The 19629-nt window shown below is 68.3% G+C and carries 33 protein-coding genes; all 33 read right to left on the reverse strand.

The window, feature by feature from the left end; all coding sequences use genetic code 11:
* Positions 1–3: 3 nt before the first annotated feature.
* Complete coding sequence (gene carB, locus LAO51_04610) at positions 4–3219, reverse strand: carbamoyl-phosphate synthase large subunit (protein ID MBZ5638023.1); 3216 nt, start codon at positions 3217–3219, stop codon at positions 4–6.
* 109 nt (positions 3220–3328) lie between these two features.
* Positions 3329–3970: a 50S ribosomal protein L17 gene (gene rplQ, locus LAO51_04615; protein MBZ5638024.1), complete on the reverse strand. Its 642-nt coding sequence runs from the start codon at positions 3968–3970 to the stop codon at positions 3329–3331.
* A gap of 27 nt (positions 3971–3997) precedes the next feature.
* The gene (locus LAO51_04620) at positions 3998–4981 is read right to left on the reverse strand and encodes a DNA-directed RNA polymerase subunit alpha (protein MBZ5638025.1); all 984 of its coding nucleotides are present in this window, start codon (positions 4979–4981) and stop codon (positions 3998–4000) included.
* 42 nt (positions 4982–5023) lie between these two features.
* Positions 5024–5650, reverse strand: coding sequence for a 30S ribosomal protein S4 (gene rpsD / locus LAO51_04625; protein MBZ5638026.1), 627 nt, complete (start codon positions 5648–5650; stop codon positions 5024–5026).
* A 21-nt stretch (positions 5651–5671) separates the two neighbouring features.
* The gene (gene rpsK, locus LAO51_04630; protein ID MBZ5638027.1) at positions 5672–6073 is read right to left on the reverse strand and encodes a 30S ribosomal protein S11; all 402 of its coding nucleotides are present in this window, start codon (positions 6071–6073) and stop codon (positions 5672–5674) included.
* 83 nt (positions 6074–6156) lie between these two features.
* A complete protein-coding gene (gene rpsM, locus LAO51_04635) occupies positions 6157–6543 on the reverse strand; it encodes a 30S ribosomal protein S13 (protein ID MBZ5638028.1) in 387 nt (128 codons plus the stop codon).
* A 29-nt stretch (positions 6544–6572) separates the two neighbouring features.
* Positions 6573–6686 carry a 50S ribosomal protein L36 gene (gene rpmJ, locus LAO51_04640; GenBank protein ID MBZ5638029.1) on the reverse strand — a complete coding sequence of 38 codons (114 nt, stop codon included), beginning with the start codon at positions 6684–6686 and terminating at the stop codon, positions 6573–6575.
* 28 nt (positions 6687–6714) lie between these two features.
* Positions 6715–6933 carry a translation initiation factor IF-1 gene (gene infA / locus LAO51_04645; GenBank protein MBZ5638030.1) on the reverse strand — a complete coding sequence of 73 codons (219 nt, stop codon included), beginning with the start codon at positions 6931–6933 and terminating at the stop codon, positions 6715–6717.
* Between the two features lie 91 nt (positions 6934–7024).
* Positions 7025–7810: a type I methionyl aminopeptidase gene (gene map / locus LAO51_04650; protein MBZ5638031.1), complete on the reverse strand. Its 786-nt coding sequence runs from the start codon at positions 7808–7810 to the stop codon at positions 7025–7027.
* Positions 7807–8463, reverse strand: coding sequence for an adenylate kinase (locus tag LAO51_04655; GenBank protein ID MBZ5638032.1), 657 nt, complete (start codon positions 8461–8463; stop codon positions 7807–7809). The genes map and LAO51_04655 overlap by 4 nt, the downstream gene beginning before the upstream one ends.
* 8 nt (positions 8464–8471) lie before the next feature.
* Complete coding sequence (gene secY, locus LAO51_04660; GenBank protein MBZ5638033.1) at positions 8472–9863, reverse strand: preprotein translocase subunit SecY; 1392 nt, start codon at positions 9861–9863, stop codon at positions 8472–8474.
* Between the two features lie 28 nt (positions 9864–9891).
* Positions 9892–10338: a 50S ribosomal protein L15 gene (rplO, locus tag LAO51_04665; protein MBZ5638034.1), complete on the reverse strand. Its 447-nt coding sequence runs from the start codon at positions 10336–10338 to the stop codon at positions 9892–9894.
* 25 nt (positions 10339–10363) lie between these two features.
* Entirely contained in the window at positions 10364–10591 is a 228-nt protein-coding gene (gene rpmD / locus LAO51_04670; protein ID MBZ5638035.1) for a 50S ribosomal protein L30, read from the reverse strand.
* Positions 10588–11103, reverse strand: coding sequence for a 30S ribosomal protein S5 (gene rpsE / locus LAO51_04675; protein MBZ5638036.1), 516 nt, complete (start codon positions 11101–11103; stop codon positions 10588–10590). The genes rpmD and rpsE overlap by 4 nt, the downstream gene beginning before the upstream one ends.
* Before the next feature lie 72 nt (positions 11104–11175).
* The gene (gene rplR / locus LAO51_04680; protein ID MBZ5638037.1) at positions 11176–11541 is read right to left on the reverse strand and encodes a 50S ribosomal protein L18; all 366 of its coding nucleotides are present in this window, start codon (positions 11539–11541) and stop codon (positions 11176–11178) included.
* Positions 11542–11560: 19 nt separating this feature from the next.
* Positions 11561–12100 (reverse strand): 50S ribosomal protein L6, encoded by a 540-nt coding sequence (rplF, locus tag LAO51_04685; protein MBZ5638038.1) that lies wholly within the window; start codon positions 12098–12100, stop codon positions 11561–11563.
* A gap of 28 nt (positions 12101–12128) precedes the next feature.
* Positions 12129–12527, reverse strand: a complete 399-nt coding sequence (rpsH, locus tag LAO51_04690) for a 30S ribosomal protein S8 (protein MBZ5638039.1) — start codon at positions 12525–12527, stop codon at positions 12129–12131.
* A gap of 37 nt (positions 12528–12564) precedes the next feature.
* The gene (locus LAO51_04695) at positions 12565–12750 is read right to left on the reverse strand and encodes a type Z 30S ribosomal protein S14 (protein MBZ5638040.1); all 186 of its coding nucleotides are present in this window, start codon (positions 12748–12750) and stop codon (positions 12565–12567) included.
* Positions 12751–12767: 17 nt separating this feature from the next.
* Positions 12768–13310: a 50S ribosomal protein L5 gene (rplE, locus tag LAO51_04700; protein MBZ5638041.1), complete on the reverse strand. Its 543-nt coding sequence runs from the start codon at positions 13308–13310 to the stop codon at positions 12768–12770.
* Between the two features lie 53 nt (positions 13311–13363).
* Complete coding sequence (gene rplX, locus LAO51_04705; GenBank protein MBZ5638042.1) at positions 13364–13690, reverse strand: 50S ribosomal protein L24; 327 nt, start codon at positions 13688–13690, stop codon at positions 13364–13366.
* A gap of 25 nt (positions 13691–13715) precedes the next feature.
* Entirely contained in the window at positions 13716–14084 is a 369-nt protein-coding gene (gene rplN / locus LAO51_04710) for a 50S ribosomal protein L14 (GenBank protein MBZ5638043.1), read from the reverse strand.
* 24 nt (positions 14085–14108) lie between these two features.
* Positions 14109–14405, reverse strand: coding sequence for a 30S ribosomal protein S17 (gene rpsQ, locus LAO51_04715; GenBank protein ID MBZ5638044.1), 297 nt, complete (start codon positions 14403–14405; stop codon positions 14109–14111).
* 10 nt (positions 14406–14415) lie between these two features.
* Positions 14416–14634, reverse strand: coding sequence for a 50S ribosomal protein L29 (gene rpmC / locus LAO51_04720; GenBank protein ID MBZ5638045.1), 219 nt, complete (start codon positions 14632–14634; stop codon positions 14416–14418).
* 19 nt (positions 14635–14653) lie between these two features.
* Complete coding sequence (gene rplP / locus LAO51_04725; GenBank protein ID MBZ5638046.1) at positions 14654–15064, reverse strand: 50S ribosomal protein L16; 411 nt, start codon at positions 15062–15064, stop codon at positions 14654–14656.
* A gap of 33 nt (positions 15065–15097) precedes the next feature.
* On the reverse strand, positions 15098–15751 hold the full coding sequence (gene rpsC, locus LAO51_04730) for a 30S ribosomal protein S3 (protein MBZ5638047.1): 654 nt from the start codon (positions 15749–15751) through the stop codon (positions 15098–15100).
* A 4-nt stretch (positions 15752–15755) separates the two neighbouring features.
* Positions 15756–16130: a 50S ribosomal protein L22 gene (gene rplV, locus LAO51_04735; GenBank protein MBZ5638048.1), complete on the reverse strand. Its 375-nt coding sequence runs from the start codon at positions 16128–16130 to the stop codon at positions 15756–15758.
* A gap of 16 nt (positions 16131–16146) precedes the next feature.
* Complete coding sequence (rpsS, locus tag LAO51_04740; GenBank protein MBZ5638049.1) at positions 16147–16440, reverse strand: 30S ribosomal protein S19; 294 nt, start codon at positions 16438–16440, stop codon at positions 16147–16149.
* 15 nt (positions 16441–16455) lie between these two features.
* Positions 16456–17274, reverse strand: coding sequence for a 50S ribosomal protein L2 (rplB, locus tag LAO51_04745; protein MBZ5638050.1), 819 nt, complete (start codon positions 17272–17274; stop codon positions 16456–16458).
* Positions 17275–17295: 21 nt separating this feature from the next.
* A complete protein-coding gene (gene rplW, locus LAO51_04750; GenBank protein ID MBZ5638051.1) occupies positions 17296–17589 on the reverse strand; it encodes a 50S ribosomal protein L23 in 294 nt (97 codons plus the stop codon).
* A complete protein-coding gene (gene rplD / locus LAO51_04755; GenBank protein ID MBZ5638052.1) occupies positions 17586–18215 on the reverse strand; it encodes a 50S ribosomal protein L4 in 630 nt (209 codons plus the stop codon). Before rplD ends, rplW begins: the two co-directional genes overlap by 4 nt.
* Positions 18216–18228: 13 nt before the next feature.
* On the reverse strand, positions 18229–18879 hold the full coding sequence (gene rplC / locus LAO51_04760) for a 50S ribosomal protein L3 (GenBank protein ID MBZ5638053.1): 651 nt from the start codon (positions 18877–18879) through the stop codon (positions 18229–18231).
* Positions 18880–18950: 71 nt separating this feature from the next.
* The gene (gene rpsJ / locus LAO51_04765) at positions 18951–19277 is read right to left on the reverse strand and encodes a 30S ribosomal protein S10 (protein MBZ5638054.1); all 327 of its coding nucleotides are present in this window, start codon (positions 19275–19277) and stop codon (positions 18951–18953) included.
* A gap of 108 nt (positions 19278–19385) precedes the next feature.
* Positions 19386–19629: elongation factor Tu (gene tuf, locus LAO51_04770; GenBank protein MBZ5638055.1), on the reverse strand; the 244-nt coding region annotated here is incomplete at its 5' end.

Here is a 19629-nt window from a genome sequence, read left to right on the forward strand (position 1 = left end):
GACTCACGGCTCCCCGTAGATCTCCTGCAGGCTCCGGACCTCGAGCGGCCCCTCCCTCATGGCGCGAATCGCCTCGACGACGGCGTGACCGGCCGACAGGGTCGTGATCAGCGGGATCCCCCGCCGCATCGCGTTGACGCGCAGTGCCTTCTCGTCGAAGTACGACTCCCGCCCGAGCGGGGTGTTCACCACGAGGTGGATTTCCCCGTTCTTCATCATGTCCACGACGTTCGGGCGACCCTCCAGCACCTTGTAGACCTCGCGGCACGGGAGGCCGATGCCGCGGAGGTGCGCCGCCGTCCCGCCGGTCGCGATGAGTTCGAATCCGAGGGCCACGAGCCCCCTCGCGATCGGCACCAGGTTGGCCTTGTCGTTGTCGTTCACGGAGAGGAACGCGGTCCCGCGGAGCGGCAGGCGGCAGCCGGCGGCGAGCTGGGCCTTCGCGAAGGCGACGCCGAACTCCGGCGCGACCCCCATCACCTCGCCGGTGGAACGCATCTCGGGCCCCAGCACCGGGTCCTCGCCGGGGAACTTCACGAACGGGAAGACCGACTCCTTCACGAAGGTGCCCCGGACCCCGGGCTCCGCGGTCAACCCCAGCTCGTCCAGCGTCCGCCCCACCATCACCTTGGCCGCGATCCTCGCCAGCGGGAGGCCGGTCGCCTTCGAAACGAACGGGACGGTCCGGCTCGCCCGCGGGTTGACCTCGAGCACGTACACGACGCCGTCCCTGATCGCGTACTGGACGTTCATCAGCCCGCGGACCCTGAGGGCGCGGCCGAGTCGGACCGTGTAGTCCCGCAGGACCGTCATCTTCCCCGCGACGACCGGATGGTACGGCGGGATCACCGACGTCGAGTCCCCCGAGTGGATACCCGCCTCCTCGATGTGCTGCATGATCCCGGCCACCACGACGCGGCTCCCATCCGCGATCGCGTCCACGTCCACCTCGAACGCGTCCTCGAGGAATCGGTCGATCAGGACGGGGTGCTCCGGCGACGCCTCCACCGCGCGGCGCATGGTCAGGGAGAGCGTCTCCTCCTCGTGGGTGACGAACATCGCCCGCCCCCCCAGCACGTACGAGGGGCGCACCAGGACCGGGTAGCCGATCCGCGAGGCGATCACCCTCGCCTCCTCGAGCGACCTCGCCGTCCCCCATTCCGGAGCGGGGATACCCAGCTCCGCCAGCAGCTCGCCGAACCGCCGCCGGTCCTCCGCGAGATCGATGGAGTCCGGCGTCGTTCCGAGCACCTCCACCCCGTGCGCCTGGAGCGGGAGCGCGAGGCCCAGCGGCGTCTGGCCCCCGAACTGCACCATCACCCCCTCGGGCCGCTCTCTCTCGACGATGCGGAGGACGTCCTCGAGCGTCAGGGGCTCGAAGTAGAGCCGGTCGGAGGTGTCGTAGTCGGTGGAAACCGTCTCGGGGTTGCAGTTGACCATGATGCTCTCGATCCCCTCCTCGCGGAGGGCGAACGAGGCGTGGCAGCAGCAGTAGTCGAACTCGATCCCCTGCCCGATCCGGTTCGGACCGCCGCCGAGGATCATCACCTTGCGCCGGGCCGTGGGCTCCGACTCGTCTTCCTCCTCGTAGGTCGAGTAGAGGTAAGGGGTTTCCGCGGCGAACTCGGCGGCGCACGTGTCCACGCGCTTGAACGACGCCTCGAGCCCCTCGGACTTCCGGCGGTCGCGGACCTGCCCCTCGGTCGAGCCCAGAAGGTACCCGACCTGCCGGTCCGAGAACCCGGCGCGCTTCGCCGTCCTGAGGAGCGTCAAGGGGGCGTCGCCGAGATCGAACGATCGGAGCCGCCCCTCGAGCTGGACGATCTCGTCGATCTGCGCGAGGAACCACGGGTCGATCCGGGTCAGCTCGGCGATCGCCTCCACGGTCATCCCGCCCTGAAGGGCGTGCCGGATGTAGAAGATCCGCTCCCAGTTCGGGGTCAGGAGCCTCTCCCTGAGGCGCGAGGCGTCGAACCGATCGCGACCGTCGGCCCCGAGGCCCGCGCGTCCGACCTCGAGCGAGCGAATCGCTTTCTGGAGCGCCTCCTTGAACGTGCGCCCGATGGCCATCGCCTCGCCGACCGACTTCATCTGGGTGCCGAGGACCGGGCTCGTGGACGGGAACTTCTCGAACGCCCAGCGGGGGATCTTCACCACCACGTAATCGAGCGACGGCTCGAACGAGCAAGGCGTCGAGCGGGTGATGTCGTTCGGGATCTCGTCCAGGGTGTAGCCGACCGCGAGCTTCGCCGCGATCTTCGCGATCGGGAAGCCGGTGGCCTTGGAGGCGAGGGCCGACGATCGGGAGACCCGCGGGTTCATCTCGATCACCACCATCCGCCCCGAGACGGGATCCACGGCGAATTGGACGTTCGAGCCGCCGGTCGCCACGCCGACCTCGCGGATGATCGCCGCGGCGGCGTCCCGCATCATCTGGTATTCCTTGTCCGTCAGGGTCTGCGCCGGCGCCACGGTGATCGAGTCGCCGGTGTGCACGCCCATCGCGTCGAAGTTCTCGATGGAGCAGATCACGACCACGTTGTCGTTCAGGTCGCGCATCACCTCCAGCTCGAACTCCTTCCAGCCCAGTACCGATTCCTCGACCAGGACCTGGCTGACGGGGCTGGCGTCGAGCCCCGCCAGGACGATCTCCTCGAACTCCTCGAGGTTGTATGCGGTGCCTCCTCCCGTTCCTCCCAGCGTGAAGGACGGGCGGACGATCGCCGGGAAGCCGAGATCGCGGATCAGAACGCGCGCTTCCTCGAACGAGCGGACGGTCCCGCTCCTCGGCGTCTCGAGGCCGACCCGCGCCGCGGCCGCCTTGAACGCCGACCGGTCCTCCGCGGTGCGGATCGCGTCGAGGCTCGCGCCGATCAGCTCGACGCCCAGCCGGTCCAGGACTCCCGCCTCCCCCAGCGCCATCGCGAGGTTGAGGCCGGTCTGCCCGCCCACCGTCGGCAGGAGCGCGTCGGGGCGCTCGCGGTCGAGGATCTTCTCCAGGATCTCCGGGACCAGCGGCTCCACGTAGGTCCGGTCGGCGGTCAGGGGATCGGTCATGATCGTGGCGGGATTCGAGTTGACGAGGACCGTGGCGTACCCCTCCTGCCGGAGGGCCTTCACCGCCTGGGTTCCCGAGTAGTCGAACTCGCACGCCTGCCCGATCACGATCGGCCCCGATCCCACGATCAGGATCTTCCGGATGTCGGTGCGCTTCGGCACGTCCCCTCCCGGACGATCGGGCTACGGCCCCCACCCCTAGCAAAAGAGGGAGCCCGACGGGCTCCCTCTCGATCGTTCCGCGCGAGCCGGCGGCCTCCTGGGGGAGGCGTCACGCCTCCGGCTTCTTGCCGCGCTTCCCGCCGCCCTTTTTCGCGGCCTGGGGTTTCTCCTCCGCTTTGGCCTTGCCCTTGGCCGCGGCGGACTTCTTTACCTTCGGCTTCCCGGCCCCGGCGGGCTCCTTCGACTTCTTCGCCGGGGCCTTCCGCTTCGGGGGCTTCTCTCCCGCCTTCGCCTCCGACGCGGTCTCCTCCGCGCCCGCGGGCGCCTCGGCCTCCTTGGCCTCCTTGGCGCCCTTCGCCTTCGCGGCGTCCTTCTTCTTCTTCGAGGTGAGCGACTCGGAGCCGACCAGCTCGATGATCGCCATTTCCGCCGCGTCGCCGCGGCGGGGACCCAGCTTGAGGATCCGGGTGTACCCCCCCGGCCTCTGCGCGAAGCGGGCGGAGAGCGTCTCGAACAGCTTGGCCACCACCTCGCGGTCGTGGATGTGCCGCAGCACCTGCCTCCGGGCGTGGAGCGTCTCCTTCTTGGCGGTCGTCACCAGCTTCTCGGCGAAGGGCCGGAGCTCCTTGGCCTTCATGAGCGTGGTCCGGATCCGCTCCCTCTCGAAGAGGGCGGTGGCCAGGTTGCGAAGCAGCGCCAGGCGGTGGGCCGACGTGCGCCCCAGCTTCCGACCGGCTACCCGGTGTTTCATGTTCGGTTCTCCGGCGCCCGATCCCGGCTACGTGGAGCGGGCCTTGAGCTTCTTGAGGTCGATGTTCATGCCGAGGGCGAGGCCCATCTCGGTCAGGATGTCCTTGATCTCGTTCAAGGACTTCCGGCCGAAGTTCTTCGTCTTGAGCATCTCGACCTCGGACTTGGTGACCAGGTCGCCGATGGTCTTGATGTTGGCGTTCTTCAGGCAGTTGTACGAGCGCACCGACAGCTCGAGCTCGTCCACGGACCGGTTCAGGGTCTCGAGGAGCCGCTCGTCCTCGGTGACCGGGAACTCCATGTCCTCCTCGGCGGACTCCTCGAAGTTGATGAAGATCGCCATGTGGTCCTTGAGGAGCTTCGCGGCCAGCGCCACCGCGTCCTGCGGGGTCACGGCGCCGTTGGTCCAGACCTCGAGGGTCAGCTTGTCGTAGTCGGTCTGCTGCCCGAGCCGCGCGTCCTCGACGATGTAGTTGACCTTGCGGACCGGCGAGTGGGCGGAGTCCACGGGGATGTACCCGATCCCCAGGTCGTCGTCGAAGTTTTGGTCGGCGGAGACGTACCCGCGACCCCGCTTCAGGCGCATCTCCACCGCGATCTTGCCTTCCTCGCTGAGCGTGGCGATGGGGATGTCGCGGTCCAGGATCTCCACGTTCGAGCCGGCCTCGATGTCCCCGGACTTCACCACCTTCGGCCCCTCGGCGGCGAGCATCAGGACCTCGGAGTGGTCGCTGTGGATCCGGAACGGCACCTGCTTGAGGTTGAGAATGATGTCCGTCGTGTCCTCGACCACCCCGGGGATCGACGAGAACTCGTGCAGGACCCCTTCGATCTTGACCGCCGTGATGCCCGCCCCCTCGATCGAGGACAGGAGGATCCGCCGCATGGCGTTCCCGATGGTCGTTCCGAACCCCCGCTCGAACGGCTGCGCGGAGAATCGGCCGAACGTCGCCGTCAGCGTCTGCCGCTCGACCTCGAGCCGCTTCGGCTTCTGAAACCCCTTCCAGAGCATCCGAGTCCTCCCGCGGGACGGTGACCCGCCCGTCCCGGCCGACTACTTCGAGTACAGCTCGACGATGAGCTGCTCCTGGATCGGCAGCGTGATCTCCTCCCGGGACGGCGCTTGCTTCACCGTGCCCTGGAACCGGTCGGCGTCGAGCTCGAGCCACGGCGGGACGCCGCGCCCCTTGGCGGTGTCCAGGCAGATCTTGATCGCCTCGTTCTTGCGGCTGGCCTCCTTGAGGGAGACCACCGAGCCGGAATCCACCAGGCTCGCCGGAATGTCCACCTTCCGCCCGTCGACGAGGATGTGTCCGTGGGCGACGAGCTGGCGGGCCATCGCGCGTGACGAGGCGAACCCCAGCCGGTACACGACGTTGTCGAGCCGACGCTCGAGCATCTGGAGCAGGTTGGCGCCGGTGATCCCCTTCTTCCGCGAGGCCTTCGCGAAGTAGGTCCTGAACTGGCGCTCGAGCACTCCGTACATGCGCTTGACCTTCTGCTTCTCCCGGAGCTGGATCCCGTATCCCTGCACCTTCGAGCGCCGCCGGCCGTGCTGGCCCGGCGCGTAGCCTCGCCTCTCGAACGCGCATTTCTCCTTGAAGCAGCGGTCCCCCTTCAGGAAGAGCTTCATCCCCTCCCGCCGACACAGCCTGCAGACCGCTCCGGTCATCCTTGCCACTGGCGAACCTCCTCGACCCGGCTAGACCCGCCGCCGCTTGGGCGGTCGGCACCCGTTGTGCGGAATCGGCGTCACGTCCTTGATGGACTTGATCTCGATTCCCGCGGCCTGCAGCGCCCGGATCGATGACTCGCGCCCGGCGCCCGGCCCCTTGACCCGGACGTCCACCGTCCGGACCCCGTGTTCCTTCGCCATGTTCCCCGCCGCCTGCGCCGCGGTCTGGGCGGCGAAGGGAGTCCCCTTTCGCGAGCCCTTGAACCCCTGAACGCCGGCCGAGGACCAGCTGAGGACGTTCCCCTTCGGATCGGTCACGGTCACGATCGTGTTGTTGAACGACGCGTGGACGTGAACCACCGCGTGGGGAACGTTCTTCTTTTCCTTCTTGCCGCCCTTCTTTCCGGCGGCCTTCGCTGCTTTCGCCATGCTCATTCCTCACGGCCGGTCGGCGCGGAGCGGGGACCGAGGTCCCCGGTGCCTCCACGACGCGCGGCCGTCGACGCGCTTCCTCAGCCCTTCTTCCCCACGGCCCGCTTCTTGCCGGCGATGGCCCTGCGCGGCCCCCGCCGGGTCCTCGCGTTGGTGTGCGTCCGCTGCCCCCGGCACGGCAGGTTGCGGCGGTGCCGCATGCCGCGGTACGAACCGATCTCGATGAGCCTCTTGATGTCCAGCGAGACGCTCTTCCTCAGGTCGCCCTCGACGCGACCTTCCTGGTTGATCACCCGCTGGATCCGGACGACCTCGTCTTCCGACAGGTCCCGCACCTTGGTCGCGGGGTCCACCTGGGCCTTGCCGAGGATCATCAGGGAGCGGGACCGCCCGATCCCGAAAATGTAGGTCAGACCGATCTCCACCCGCTTGCTCGGGGGGAGGTCAACGCCCGCGATACGTGCCACGGCTCAAGCCTCCTTACGCGACCCTCGCGTCAACCCTGCCGCTGCTTGTGCTTCGGATTCTCGCAGATCACCCGGACGACACCCTTCCGCTTCACGATCTTGCACTTCTCGCAGATCTTCTTCACCGATGCACGGACCTTCATGACCGTCTCCGTCCGCGAGCGCCCGCCGTCACTTGTAGCGGTACACGATCCGCCCGCGCGTCAAATCGTAGGGCGAGAGCTCCACCAGCACCCGATCGCCGGGCAGGATCCGGATGAAGTGCTTCCGCATCTTCCCCGAGATGTGCGCCAGCACGCGGTGCTTGTTCTCGAGCTCCACCCGGAACATCGCGTTAGGCAGCGGCTCGACCACCGTGGCTTCGACCTGGATCGCCTCTTCCTTGGGCATAGGGACCGGTCTTACCTCTCCGAGGCCGGGAATCGCGCGCCGCTCCTTAAGCGGCGCGTCCCGCCTCCGATCGCCGTCGAATCTCCGGCTCTCATGGGCCGAGCGGCTCCCCGAGCACCTTCGGCCCGTTCTCCGTCACCGCCACCGACAACTCGAAATGGGCCGACAGGTTCCCGTCCCGGGTCCTGGCGGTCCATCCGTCCGCAGCGCTCACCACGACCTCCGGGGCGCCGGCGTTCACCATCGGCTCGACGGCGAGCACCATGCCGGGAAGGAGACGGGCTCCGCGTCCGGGCTGCCCGAAGTTCGGCACCTGAGGCTCCTCGTGAAGATGGGAGCCGATTCCGTGCCCCACGAACTCCCGCACCACGGAGAACCCGTGCGCTTCCACGTGGGCCTGCACCGCGTGCCCGATGTCCGACACCCGGTTCCCGGGCCGGGCCTCCTTGAGACCGAGCCCGAGCGAGTCTCTCGTCACGTCCAGGAGCTTCCTCGCGTCGCCGGACACCTCGCCCACCGGGAAGCTCTCCGCCGCGTCCCCGTAGTATCCGCGGAAGAGCACCCCCAGGTCCACCGAGACGATGTCGCCCTCCCGGAGAACCACGTCGGCCGACGGGATCCCGTGGACCACCTCGTCGTTCACCGACGCGCAGACGGTGCCGGGGAACCCGGGTCCTCCCGAGGGTCCACGGTAGCCCTTGAACGCGGGGATCCCCCCGGCCGCCGTGATCCTCTCCTCCGCGAATCGGTCGATGTCCAGCGTCGTCACTCCCGGACGGATCCTGCTCCTCAATTCGACCAGGATCTCCCGGATGATCCGGTTCGCCTGGTCCATGATCTCGATCTCGACGGCCGACTTCAGAATCGTACGGTTCACGGCGCCGCCAGTCCCGACCTGAGCGCGACGAACACCGCGTCGGCGTCCCCCGACGCGTCGACCTCCCGGAGCAGCCCGCGCTGGCCGTAGGTCCTGAGCACCGGGAGCGTCTGCGCCTCGTACACTTTGAGACGCTCGCGAATCACCTCTTCCTCGTCGTCGGGCCGTTGCGTCAGCGCGGAGCCGCACGCGTCGCATACTCCCGCCGAGGAGGGTGGACGGCTGTCGAGGTGGAAGACGCTGCCGCACCTCGGGCAGATCCTCCGACCCGAGAGCCGCCTCACGACCTCCGCCTCCGAGGCGGAGAGCGCGAGGACGCGGTCGATCTCCGCGCCCACCTTCGCGAGCACCCCGTCGAGGATCCCGACCTGCTCCTCGGTCCTGGGGAAACCGTCGAGGACGAACCCGGCCGCGGCGTCGGGGCGCTCCAGCCGCTCCGCGATCAGCTCGCCCATGAGGTCATCCGGCACCAACTGCCCCGAATCCAGGAAGGAACGCACCCGCCGACCGAGCGGCGTCCCCTTCTGCACCGCCTCGCGCAGGATGTCGCCGGTGGACACGTGCGGCACGCCGAGCTCCTTCCGGAGCCGGAGCGCCTGGGTCCCCTTGCCGACCCCGGGCGGTCCCACCAAGACGACTCTCCTCGCGACCATCCCGCTCCCTATCCGCGGCGCCCGCGGATCCGGGCCCCCTTCATGAAGCCCTCGTAGTGCCGCATGATCAGCTGGGACTCGATCTGTTGAACCGTGTCCATCGCCACGCCGACGACGATCAGGAGCGAGGTTCCGCCGAAGAAGAACTTCACGTTGAGCCCCTGCGTGATCAGCTTGGGCAGGTACGGCTCCATCGCCGGGCCGATCCACGGGAGCACCTGGAGCCTGAGGCCGCTGATGAGGAACACCGGCAGGATGCTCACCAGGCCCAGGTAGATCGCCCCCCCGAAGGTCAGACGGGTCAGGATCCGGTCGATGTACTCGGCGGTCTTCCGCCCCGGGCGGATGCCCGGGATGAACCCGCCGTACTTCTTCATGTTGTCCGCTTGGTCCATCGGGTTGAAGATGATGGACACGTAGAAGAAGCAGAAGAAGATGATCATGACGAAGTACAGGACGTTGTAGAGCGGCGCCGAGTACTCCAGCTGGCGGTGGAGATCCTGGACCCACCGGATGTCCTGCAGCCACCGGAACGTCAGCAGCGTCTGGGGGATCGCCAGCATCGACGAGGCGAAGATGACCGGGATCACGCCTCCGGTGTTCACGCGGAGCGGCAGGTAGGTGGAGGCCCCTCCGTAGACCCGCCGCCCGACGATCCTGCGGGCGTACTGGATCGGGATCTTCCGCTGGGCGCGCTCGACCAGCACGATGGCCGCGACGACCACCGCCATGAGCGCCAGGAGCATCAGGACGGCTAGCGGCCCGAGCTGCCCGGTGCGCAGGTCTTCCCAGGTCCGAACCACCGCGTTCGGGAACCCGACCACGATGCCCGCGAAGATGATGAGCGAGATGCCGTTCCCGATGCCGCGCTCCGAGATCTGCTCGCCGAGCCACATGATGAACGCGGTGCCCGTGGTGAGGGTGAGCATCGTCATCATCTGGAACCCGATCCCCGGGTTCAGCACGATCCTCTCGGCGCCGCCCGCGCTGGCCGACTGGAGCCAGAGCGCGATCCCGTACGACTGGATCACGGAGAGGGCCACCGTCCCGTAGCGGGTCCACTGGGTGATCTTCTTGCGGCCCGCCTCCCCTTCCTTGCTGAGCTTCTCGAGGTACGGCCAGACCACCGTCAGGAGCTGCAGGATGATGGACGCGGTGATGTACGGCATGATCCCCAGGGCGAAGACCGTGAACCGGCGGAAGTTCCCCCCCGCGAACAGGTCCACGTAGCCCAGGATCGAGCCGGCCTGACGTTCGAAGAGGCGGATCAGCGCCTGGTTGTCGATCCCCGGGGTCGGGATGTGGCCGCCGATCCGGTAGACCGCGAGCAGCCCGAACGTGTAGAGGACGCGCCTCCTGAGGTCGGGGATGCTCCAGATGTTCTTGAAGCTTTGGATCATCTCGGGTCGTTCTCCCGTCGGGGGGCGGCTACCGCCCCAGGATCTCGGCCTTCCCGCCCGCTTCCTCGATCTTCCGGGCCGCGGCTTCGGTGAACTTGTGGGCGCGCACCGTGAGCGCCACCTTGAGATCTCCGTTGCCCAGGACCTTCACGCCGAGGTTTCCCTTGTGGAGCAACCCCGCCTCCCGGAGCGAGTCCGGCGTGACCAGGGCGCCCGCATCGAACCGGTTCAGCCTCTCCACGTTGACCGTCAGGTACTCCTTCCTGAAGATGTTCGTGAAGCCGCGTTTCGGAATCCGCCGGTGGAGCGGCATCTGGCCGCCCTCGAAGCCTCGCTTCTCCGAGTAGCCGCTCCGGGACTTCTGGCCCTTCTCGCCGCGACCCGAGGTCTTGCCGAGGCCCGATCCCGGCCCTCGACCGACCCGCTTACGGTTCTTCCTCGAACCCGCCGCGGGCTTCATCTCGTTCTGCCTCATCGTTCCGTCCTCCCGCCCGGCGGGGCTAGCGCGCCCGGCCGGGGGCCCGGTCCCCGCCCACGATCTCCACGAGGTGGGGGATCTTGGCGATCATCCCGCGCACCTGGTCGTTGTCGGGCAGCGTCCGCACCCGGCCGATCCTTTCAAGGCCGAGCGCCCGCAGGGTCGCCTTCTGGCGCTTGTTGCAGCAGATGCCGCTCCTGACCTGGCGGGCCAGGAGGGTGGACGCGGCCTGCGCTCTCGGCGGCGTCATCTCGAAACCTCCTGCGCGATCTCCGCCACGTCCTTCCCGCGGGTGCGCGCCACGAGCTCCACGCTCTTGAGCCTCTTGAGCCCGTCCATGGTCGCCCGGAGCACGTTGTTGGGATTCGCCGAGCCGAGGGACTTCGTCAGGATGTCCTGCACTCCCGCGGACTCCAGGACCGCCCTCACGGCACCGCCGGCGATCACGCCGGTCCCCGGGGCCGCCGGCTTGAGCAGCACCGTGCCTGAGCCGAAGCGTCCCGTGATCGCGTGCGGGATCGTGGTCCCCATGAGGGGGATCTTGACGAGACGCCGCCTCGCGTGCTCGACCCCCTTGGCGATCGCCGCGGGGACCTCCCTCGCCTTGCCGGACGCGAAGCCGACCCACCCGTTGCCGTCGCCCACCACCACCAGTGCGGAGAACGAGAAGTTCTTGCCGCCCTTCACGACCTTGGTGACCCGATTGATGTGGACCACCCGGTCCTTGAGCTCGCCCAACGGTCCCTGTTCCCGCTCCACCACGACTGCCTCCCGTCGCTCCCGGCCCGGGACTCAGGACGGCGGCCCGCCCCGAGGTCCGGATCCCGCGTCCCGTCAGAACTTCAGCCCGGCCTCGCGCGCCGCTTCGGCGAGCGCCTTCACGCGACCGTGGTACAGGAACCCGCCCCGGTCGAACACGGCGGTCTCGATCCCCGCGGTCTTGAGCCGCTCCGCGATCGCGCCCCCGACCGCCTTCGCGGCCCCCTTCTTGCCGGCGGCGGCCACGGCCTTGATTCCCGGCTCCGCCGTCGACGCCTGGGCCAGCGTGCGCCCGGCGTCGTCGTCGATGGCCTGCACGTAGATGTGCTTGTCGCTTCGGAAGACCGCGAGTCTCGGCCGCGCGGCGCTCCCCCGGACTCTGCTGCGGATCCGGTAGCGGATCCGTCGCCTTACCCCTCTCCTGTCGATCGTCGTGTCCATCTCGCCGTGCCCTCGTGCGCTACTTCGCGCCGGTCTTCCCGGCCTTCTTGCGGACCACCTCGCCCGCGTAGCGGATCCCCTTGCCCTTGTACACGTCCGGAGGACGGAGCGCCCGGATCTTCGCCGCCACCTGTCCGACCTTCTGCCGGTCCGCCCCGCTCACGGTGATTTTCGTCTGGCGCTCCACCGCGACCTCTATCCCGGCGGGGATCGGGAAGTCGATGGGATGGGTATAGCCCAGGCTGAAGTTGACCGCGCCCCCCGCGACCTGCGCCCGGTAACCGACGCCCTGGATCTCGAGGTCCCGGGTGAACCCCTTGGTCACCCCGCCGACCGCGTTGGCCAGGAGCGCTCGGGCCAGTCCGTGGAGCGCCTTCATGCGCTTGGTGTCGTCCTTGCGCCGCACGAGCAGTCGCTCGCCCTCGGCCTCCGCGGTGATCCCGGCGGGGAGCGGCTGCGTCAGGGTCCCCTTCGGACCCTGCACGGTGACCGCGTCGGCCCCGACCGTGATCTTGACTCCGGGGGGCAGCGGAATGGGAAGCCTACCGATTCGAGACATCGCTTGGGTCTCCGGCCGTCTTAAGGCCCTACCACACGTTGCACAGGATCTCCCCGCCGACGCCCAGGAGCCGGCAGGTCGTCCCCGTGATCACTCCCTTGGGGGTGGAAAGGATGGTGATCCCCATGCCCCCGAGCACCTTCGGGATCTCGTCTTTCCCGCAGTACACCCGGCGTCCGGGACGGCTTACCCTCTCGAGGCCGGTGATGACCTTCTCGCCGGCGGAGCCGTATTTCAGGCCCACCCGGAGGATCCCCTGGCGCTCGTCCTCCACCACCTTGAAATTGTCGATGTACCCCTCGTCCTTGAGGATGTTCGCGATCGCGACCTTCATCCTGGACGAAGGCACATCCACGGTCTTGTGCCTCGCCATCTGCCCGTTCCGGATCCGGGTCAGCAGGTCGGCGATGGGGTCCGTCATGCTCATCTTCTTCGCCTCCAGTCCCCGAGTCTCGCGGGTCCCGTCACCAACTCGACTTGGTGACGCCGGGCAGCGCACCTTCCAAAGCCAGGCTCCGGAAGCAGATCCGGCAAAGCTGGAACTTCCTGAGGTAGCCTCGCGATCGACCGCATCGGCGGCAACGGTTGTGCTGCCGCACGGAGAACTTCGGCTGCCTCCGAGTCTTGGCCATCCATGCCTGTGTCGCCACGTCGTCGTCCTCCGACCCTAATTCTTTCGGAACGGCATCCCGAGGTGCGAAAGAAGCGCCCGGGCCTCCTCGTCGGTCCTCGCCGTCGTCACCACGCAGACGTTCATCCCCTTGACCTTCTGGACCTTCGCGTAGTTGACCTCGGGGAAGATGAGCTGGTCCCGGATGCCGAGGGTGTAGTTGCCACGCCCGTCGAACGCGCGAGGAGAGACTCCCCTGAAGTCTCGGACCCGAGGGAGCGCCAGGTTCACCAGCCGGTCCAGGAACTCGTACATCCTCTTCCCGCGCATCGTCACGCGGCAGCCGATCGCCATGCCGGCCCGGAGCTTGAAGTTCGCGATCGACTTCCGCGCCCGGGTGATCGACGGCTTCTGCCCGGTGATCGTCGCGAGCTCGTCCGCCGCCTGGTCCAGCAGCTTCGCGTCCGCGATCGCCTCGCCCACGCCCATGTTCACCACGATCTTCTTGACGCGGGGGACCGCCATGACGCTCCGGTAGCCGAACTCCTTGGTGAGCGCCGGCACCACCTCGGCCCTGTACCTCTCCGCCAACCTCGCCATCTCTTCCTCCGCGTTACCGCCGCGCGCCGGCGGCGGGACCCGCGTCGCGATCCTCACTTCTCCAGCACGGCCCCGCTGCGCCGCGAGACCCGCACCCGCTGCCCGTCTCCTTGAATCTTCGTCCCGACGCGGGTCGGCCGGTCCGTCTCCGGGTCGATCGGCGCGACGTTGGACGCGTGGACCGGAACTTCGCGGTCCACGATCCCGCCCTTGATGTTCCTCTGCGGGTTCGGTCGCGTGTGCCGCTTGACGACGTTGACCCCCTCCACCATGATCAGGCCCTTCTCCGCCATCACCCGGAGCACCCGACCGCGCTTCCCGCGGTCCTTCCCCGAGATCACCGCCACGATGTCGTTCTTCCTCACGCGCGCCTTGGCCATCCTGCTCTCCCGCGCTCCCCGCCGCTCAGAGGACCTCGGGGGCGAGCGAGACGATCTTCATGAACTTCCGGTCCCGGAGCTCCCGGGCCACGGGTCCGAACACGCGGGTGCCGATCGGCTCCTTCGCGTCGTTGATCAGAACCGCCGCGTTCTGGTCGAAGCGGATGTACGAGCCGTCCTTTCGACGGTACACGTTGACGGTTCGAACCACCACGGCCTTGACCACCTGCCCCTTCTTCACGTTCCCGTCCGGGGCGGCCTCCTTGACGTTCGCGGTGATGATGTCGCCGATCTCGGCCGTCTTCCCCTCCGATCCCCCCCGAAGGTGGATACAGGAGATCTTCTTCGCGCCCGAGTTGTCGGCGACCTCGAGGATCGTCCTCATCTGGATCATGGTCGTCGCCTCCGCCGGAAACGGCTATTCGGCCTCTCGGGTCCCGACCTCGGCAGCCGACACGGAACGCTTCAGGATCCGGTGGACCCTGTAATGCTTCCGCGCGGACAGCGGCCGGGTCTCCAGAATCTCCACCGTGTCGCCGACCTTGCACTGGTCCTTCTCGTCGTGAGCCATGAACTTCGCCGACCGGCGGACGTAGCGCGAGTACCGCGAGTGGCGCACGATCCGGTCGACCCGGACCACCACCGACTTGTCCATGCCGTCGGAGACCACCACCCCGATCTTGGCGGCCGGCCTGCCTCGTGTCTTCTCCGCCATACCCATCTCCTCAGCGCCCCTGCCCGTCGGCAGCGGCCAGCTCCTGCGCCCGCCGGACCGTCAGCACCCTCGCGAGATCCTTCCTGAGCCCCCGCAGCTTGTTGGGGTCCTGGACCTGACCGGTGGACCGCTGGAGTTGGAGCTTCCAGATCGCCTCGCGGATCTCCCGCTCCTCCTTCTCCAGCTCCTCCGGGCTCATGTTCCTGAGCTTCGACGCCTCGAGCGCCATGGTCGCCGCTCCCTTCTCGTCAGAGCTGCCGCACGACGAATCTCGTCCTGATCGGCAGCTTGTGGCCGGCGAGCTGCATCGCCTCGCGAGCCACCTTCTCCTCGAGCCCTTCCATCTCGAACAACACCCGGCCCGGCTTCACGACCGCGACCCACGCCTCGGGCGCGCCCTTCCCCTTTCCCATGCGAGTCTCGGCAGGCTTCTTGGTGATCGGCTTGTCGGGAAACACGCGGATCCACACCTTGCCGCTGCGCTTCACGAAACGGGTCATCGCGATGCGGCTCGCCTCGATCTGGCGCGCCGTGATCCAGCCCGCCTCGAGCGCCTTGAGCCCGAAGTCCCCGAAGCTCACCGTGGAGCCCGAATAGGCCTTTCCGCTCCGGCGACCCCGCTGCTGCTTCCTGAACTTCACCTTGCTGGGCATCAACATGGCATCGTCCCTTCCTGCGACGTCCGGGTCGGGCTACCGTCGGGCGTCTTCGGGAACGCGGATCTCGCGGGACTCGCCCCGGTAGATCCAGACTTTGATCCCGATCGCGCCGTAGGTCGTCCTCGCCTCCGCGAACCCGAAGTCCACCTCCGCGCGCAGCGTGTGGAGCGGGAGCCGCCCCTCGAGGTACCACTCGGCCCGTGCGATCTCGGCCCCCGCGAGCCGGCCGCCGACCCTCACCTTGATCCCCTTCGCGCCGAACCGGATTGCGGACTCCACCGCCTTCCGCATGGCCCGCCGGAACGCGACGCGCTTCTCCAGCTGCATGGCGATCGCCTCTCCCACGAGCTGCGCGTCGATCTCCGGCTTGTCGATCTCCAGGATGTTGATGAACACGTCCCTCTGCGTCCGCTTGCGGATCTCCTCCTTGAGCCGATCGACCTCGGCCCCCTTGCGGCCGATGATGATCCCCGGGCGCGAGGTGAGGATGTTCACCTTCAGCTTGTTGGCGGCCCGCTCGATCTCGATGGCGGACACGCCCGCGTGACCCAGCCGCTTCTTCAGGTCCGCCCTGAGGACGAGGTCCTCGTGGAGCAGCTCCGCGTACTTCTTCTCCGCGTACCAGCGGGAGCGCCAGGTCTTGTTGAATCCGATCCGGAAACCGTACGGGTGGACCTTCTGACCCACGATCCTACCTCCGCCCCGCGGCCTGCGGTCCGCGACCCGGCTCCTCGGCGGAGGCCAGGTCGATCGTCACGTGACACGTCTTCTTCAGGATCCGGTAGATCCGCCCCATGCTCCTCGCGCGCATCCTCTTCGCCGGCGGCCCCTCGTCGACCACCGCCTTCGCGATCACCAGGCGGTCCACGTCGACCTTGGGGTCCTTCTGCTGCGCGTTGGCCAGCGCGGACCGGACGACCTTCTCGAGGTCCCTCGCGACCAGCTTCGGGGAGTAGTGGAGGACCGCCAGCGCGTCTCCGACGTTCTTCCCGCGCACCTGGTCCACCACGAGCCGGGTCTTCTGCGCCGAGACGCCCAGATACTTCAGCTTTGCACTTGCGATCACCGTCTTCCTCCCGACGTCACTTCGCGGCCGCGACCGTTGCGGTCTTGTCGCCCTTGGTCCCGTGCCCCTTGAACGTCCGGGTCGGCGCGAACTCCCCCAGCTTGTGGCCGACCATGTTCTCCGTGACGTACACCGGGATGAACTTCTTCCCGTTGTGGACCATCATCGTGTGGCCCACCATGTCGGGGATCACGGTGGAGCGCCGGGACCACGTCTTGATGGCCTTCCTCTCGTTGCGCTTGTTCAGCTCGTCCACCTTCCGCTTCAAGGGGACGTCCACGAACGGGCCCTTCGCAATCGATCGTGCCATGTCTCGGCCCTCGCCCTACTTGCGGCGCCGGACGATGAAGGCGTCCGTGCGCGGGTTGTTCCGGGTCTTCTTCCCCTTCGTGGGCACCCCCCACGGGGTCACCGACGGCCGGCCTCCCGACGTCTTCCCCTCGCCGCCGCCGTGGGGGTGGTCCACCGGGTTCATCGCGACTCCGCGGACCGTCGGCCGCCATCCGCGCCAACGGTTCCGTCCGGCCTTGCCGACGCTCTCGTTCTCGCGCTCGAGGTTCCCCACCTGTCCGACCGTCGCGTAGCACTCGACCCGGATCTTGCGGGTCTCGCCGGACGGTAGCCGGACCAGGGCGTGCGCCCCCTCGCGGGCCATGAGCTGGGCCCCCGCTCCGGCGGCGCGCACCAGCTGACCTCCCCGGCTCGGGCGCAGCTCCACGTTGTGGATCGTCGTGCCCAGCGGGATCGCGCTCAGCGGCAGCGCGTTGCCTGGGACGATGTCCGCCTCGGGGGAAGCGACGATGCTGGCGCCCGCCGTCAGACCCTCGGGAGCGAGGATGTACCGCCGCTCGCCGTCGGCGTAGCACAGGAGCGCGATGTTCGCGGACCGGTTCGGATCGTACTCGATCGTCTCGACGCGCGCCGGGATCCCGATCTTGTCGCGGCGGAAGTCGACGATGCGGTAGCGCCGCTTGTGCCCGCCTCCCCGGTGCCGCACCGCGATCAGCCCGCGATTGTCCCGGCCCCCCGTGCGGGGCTTCTTGTCGAGGAGGGGCTTGTGCGGATCGTTGGTCGTCGTCTCGCGGACCACGATCGTGGCGAAGCGCCTCCCGGCGCTCGTGGGCTTGTAGTTCTTGATCGCCATATGGACTCCCCGGCTCCCCGCCTACGTGGCCTCGAAGAACTCGATGTCCTTCTCGCCCGGCGCGAGCCGGACCCAGGCCTTCTTCCAGTCCGGCCCCCGGCTCGTGAGCCGCCCCATCCGCCGGACCTTCCCCTTCACCCTCGCCGTTCGCACCTCGACGACCCTCACGCCGAAGAGCGACTCGACGGCCCGGGCGATCTCGATCTTGTTCGCCCGGACGTCCGCCTTGAAGCAGTAGACCCCGTTGGCGTCCCGGAGCAGCGTGGACTTCTCCGTGATCAGGGGCTGCTTGATCTTCTGATGCGCCGTCTTCATCGCGCCAGCACCTCGGCGAGCCGCTTCAGAGCGGGCTCGGACACGATGACCATGTCGTGGTCCAGGAGATCCACGACGCTCATTCCCAGGGCCCGGACCACCGTGAGGCGCGGGTTGTTCCGGGCGGCCAGGTCCACGTTCCTCTCGGCATCCGCCGGGACCAGGAGCGCCTTCCCCGTCACGCCGAGGCCCGAGGCGACCGCGGTCTCGAGCTCCGCGGTGCGATGCGAGGGGATTGCGAAATCCTGGACGCAGACGAGGCGCCCGTCGCGCAGCTTCTGGGCCAGGAGCGACCGGAGCGCATTTCGGCGCATCCGCTTCGGGAAGTCCCACGCGTAGTCCCGCGGGACGGGGCCGTGGACGGTTCCGCCGTGCCGCCAGAGGGGAGAGCGGTTGTCGCCCATGCGGGCCCGGCCGGTGTGCTTCTGATGCCAGAGCTTCTTCGTACCGCCCGAGACCTCGGTCCGGTTCTTGACCTTGTGGGTCCCCGCGCGCCCGGCGGCGCGGTAGGAGCAGAGCGCTTCGTAGATGAGATGCTCCTTCAGCGGGTACGCGAAGATCGCGTCGGGGAGCTCGAGCGTTCCCACCGGCTCGTTCTTCCAGTTGCGGACGGTGATCTGAGCCATGGCCGCCTCCGCCCTACGCCCGCGCCGCCGGGGCGGCGCCCTTCGACTTCCGAATGAGGACCTTCGCGCCAACGGGGCCGGGCACCGCCCCTCTCACGAGAAGCAGGTTCCGCTCGACGTCGACGCGAACCACCCTGAGGTTCTTCACCGTGACCCGGACGTCTCCCATGTGGCCCGCCGCCCGCATCCCCGGGAACACCCGGGACGGGAATGCCGACGCGCCGATGGATCCCGGCGCGCGATGGAACATCGATCCGTGGCTCGACGCGCCACCGCTGAAGTTGTGCCGCCGCATGACGCCCTGGAATCCCTTCCCCTTCGAGGTGCCGATCACGTCCACCTTCGATACACCCTGGAACAGATCCACGAGCACCCGCTCGCCCGCCTTGAGGTCGGCGCCGGGCTCGAGGCGGAACTCGCGGAGGAGGCGGGTCGGGGGAACGCCGGCCTTCTCGTGATGGCCGCGCGACGGCTTGTTCGCGCGCTTCGCGGACCTGGGGTCCACGAGCCCGAGCTGGACGGCCTCGTAACCGTCCTTGGCCGCCGTCCTGCGCTGGACCACGACGCAGGGGCCGGCCTCGAGCACCGTCACCCCCACCAGCGTGCCGTCCTCGAGGAAGACCTGGGTCATCCCGACTTTCCTTCCGATCATCCCTTCGACCATCTTCGACCTCGTGGAACGCGGGCGCCCTGGCCCGTTGGTTCCAGCCGCCGCCCCGCCGGACGGCGCGCGGGCTACGATTGCGACGGACCGAACGCCTTGATCTCCACGTCGACCCCCGCCGGAAGATCCAGCTTCATCAGCGCCTCCACGGTCTCGGGGGTCGGCTGCAGGATGTCCAGGAGCCGCTTGTGCGTCCGGATCTCGAACTGCTCACGAGACTTCTTGTCCACGTGGGGCGACCTCAAAACCGTCCACCGGTTGCGGACCGTCGGGAGCGGGATCGGCCCCGCGACCCGCGCCCCCGTCCGCTTCGCCGTATCCACGATCTCGCTGGTGGACTGGTCGAGGATCCGGTGGTCGTAGGCCTTCAGCCGGATGCGAATCTTCTCGTTCACCATCTTCGTCCCACCCCCCGGCCGCGGGCCGGGGGTTTGAGCCTCGGGGCTGCCCGCGTTCCCGGTCCGCGATCGGCCGGGCGGCCGGGCAGGCTCCCCTCGGCATGCCGACTACTGGATGATCTCCGTGACCGTGCCGGCGCCCACCGTCCGGCCACCCTCCCGGATCGCGAACCTGAGCCCCTTGTCCATCGCGATCGGCGTGATCAGCTCGATCTCCATCCGCACGTTGTCCCCGGGCATCACCATCTCGACGCCCTCCGGCAGCTTCGCCACCCCCGTCACGTCCGTCGTCCTGAAGTAGAACTGCGGACGGTACCCCGTGAAGAACGGCGTGTGGCGACCCCCTTCCTCC

The sequence above is a fragment of the Terriglobia bacterium genome, assembly GCA_020073205.1.
Classification (GTDB): Bacteria; Acidobacteriota; Polarisedimenticolia; order Polarisedimenticolales; family JAIQFR01; genus JAIQFR01.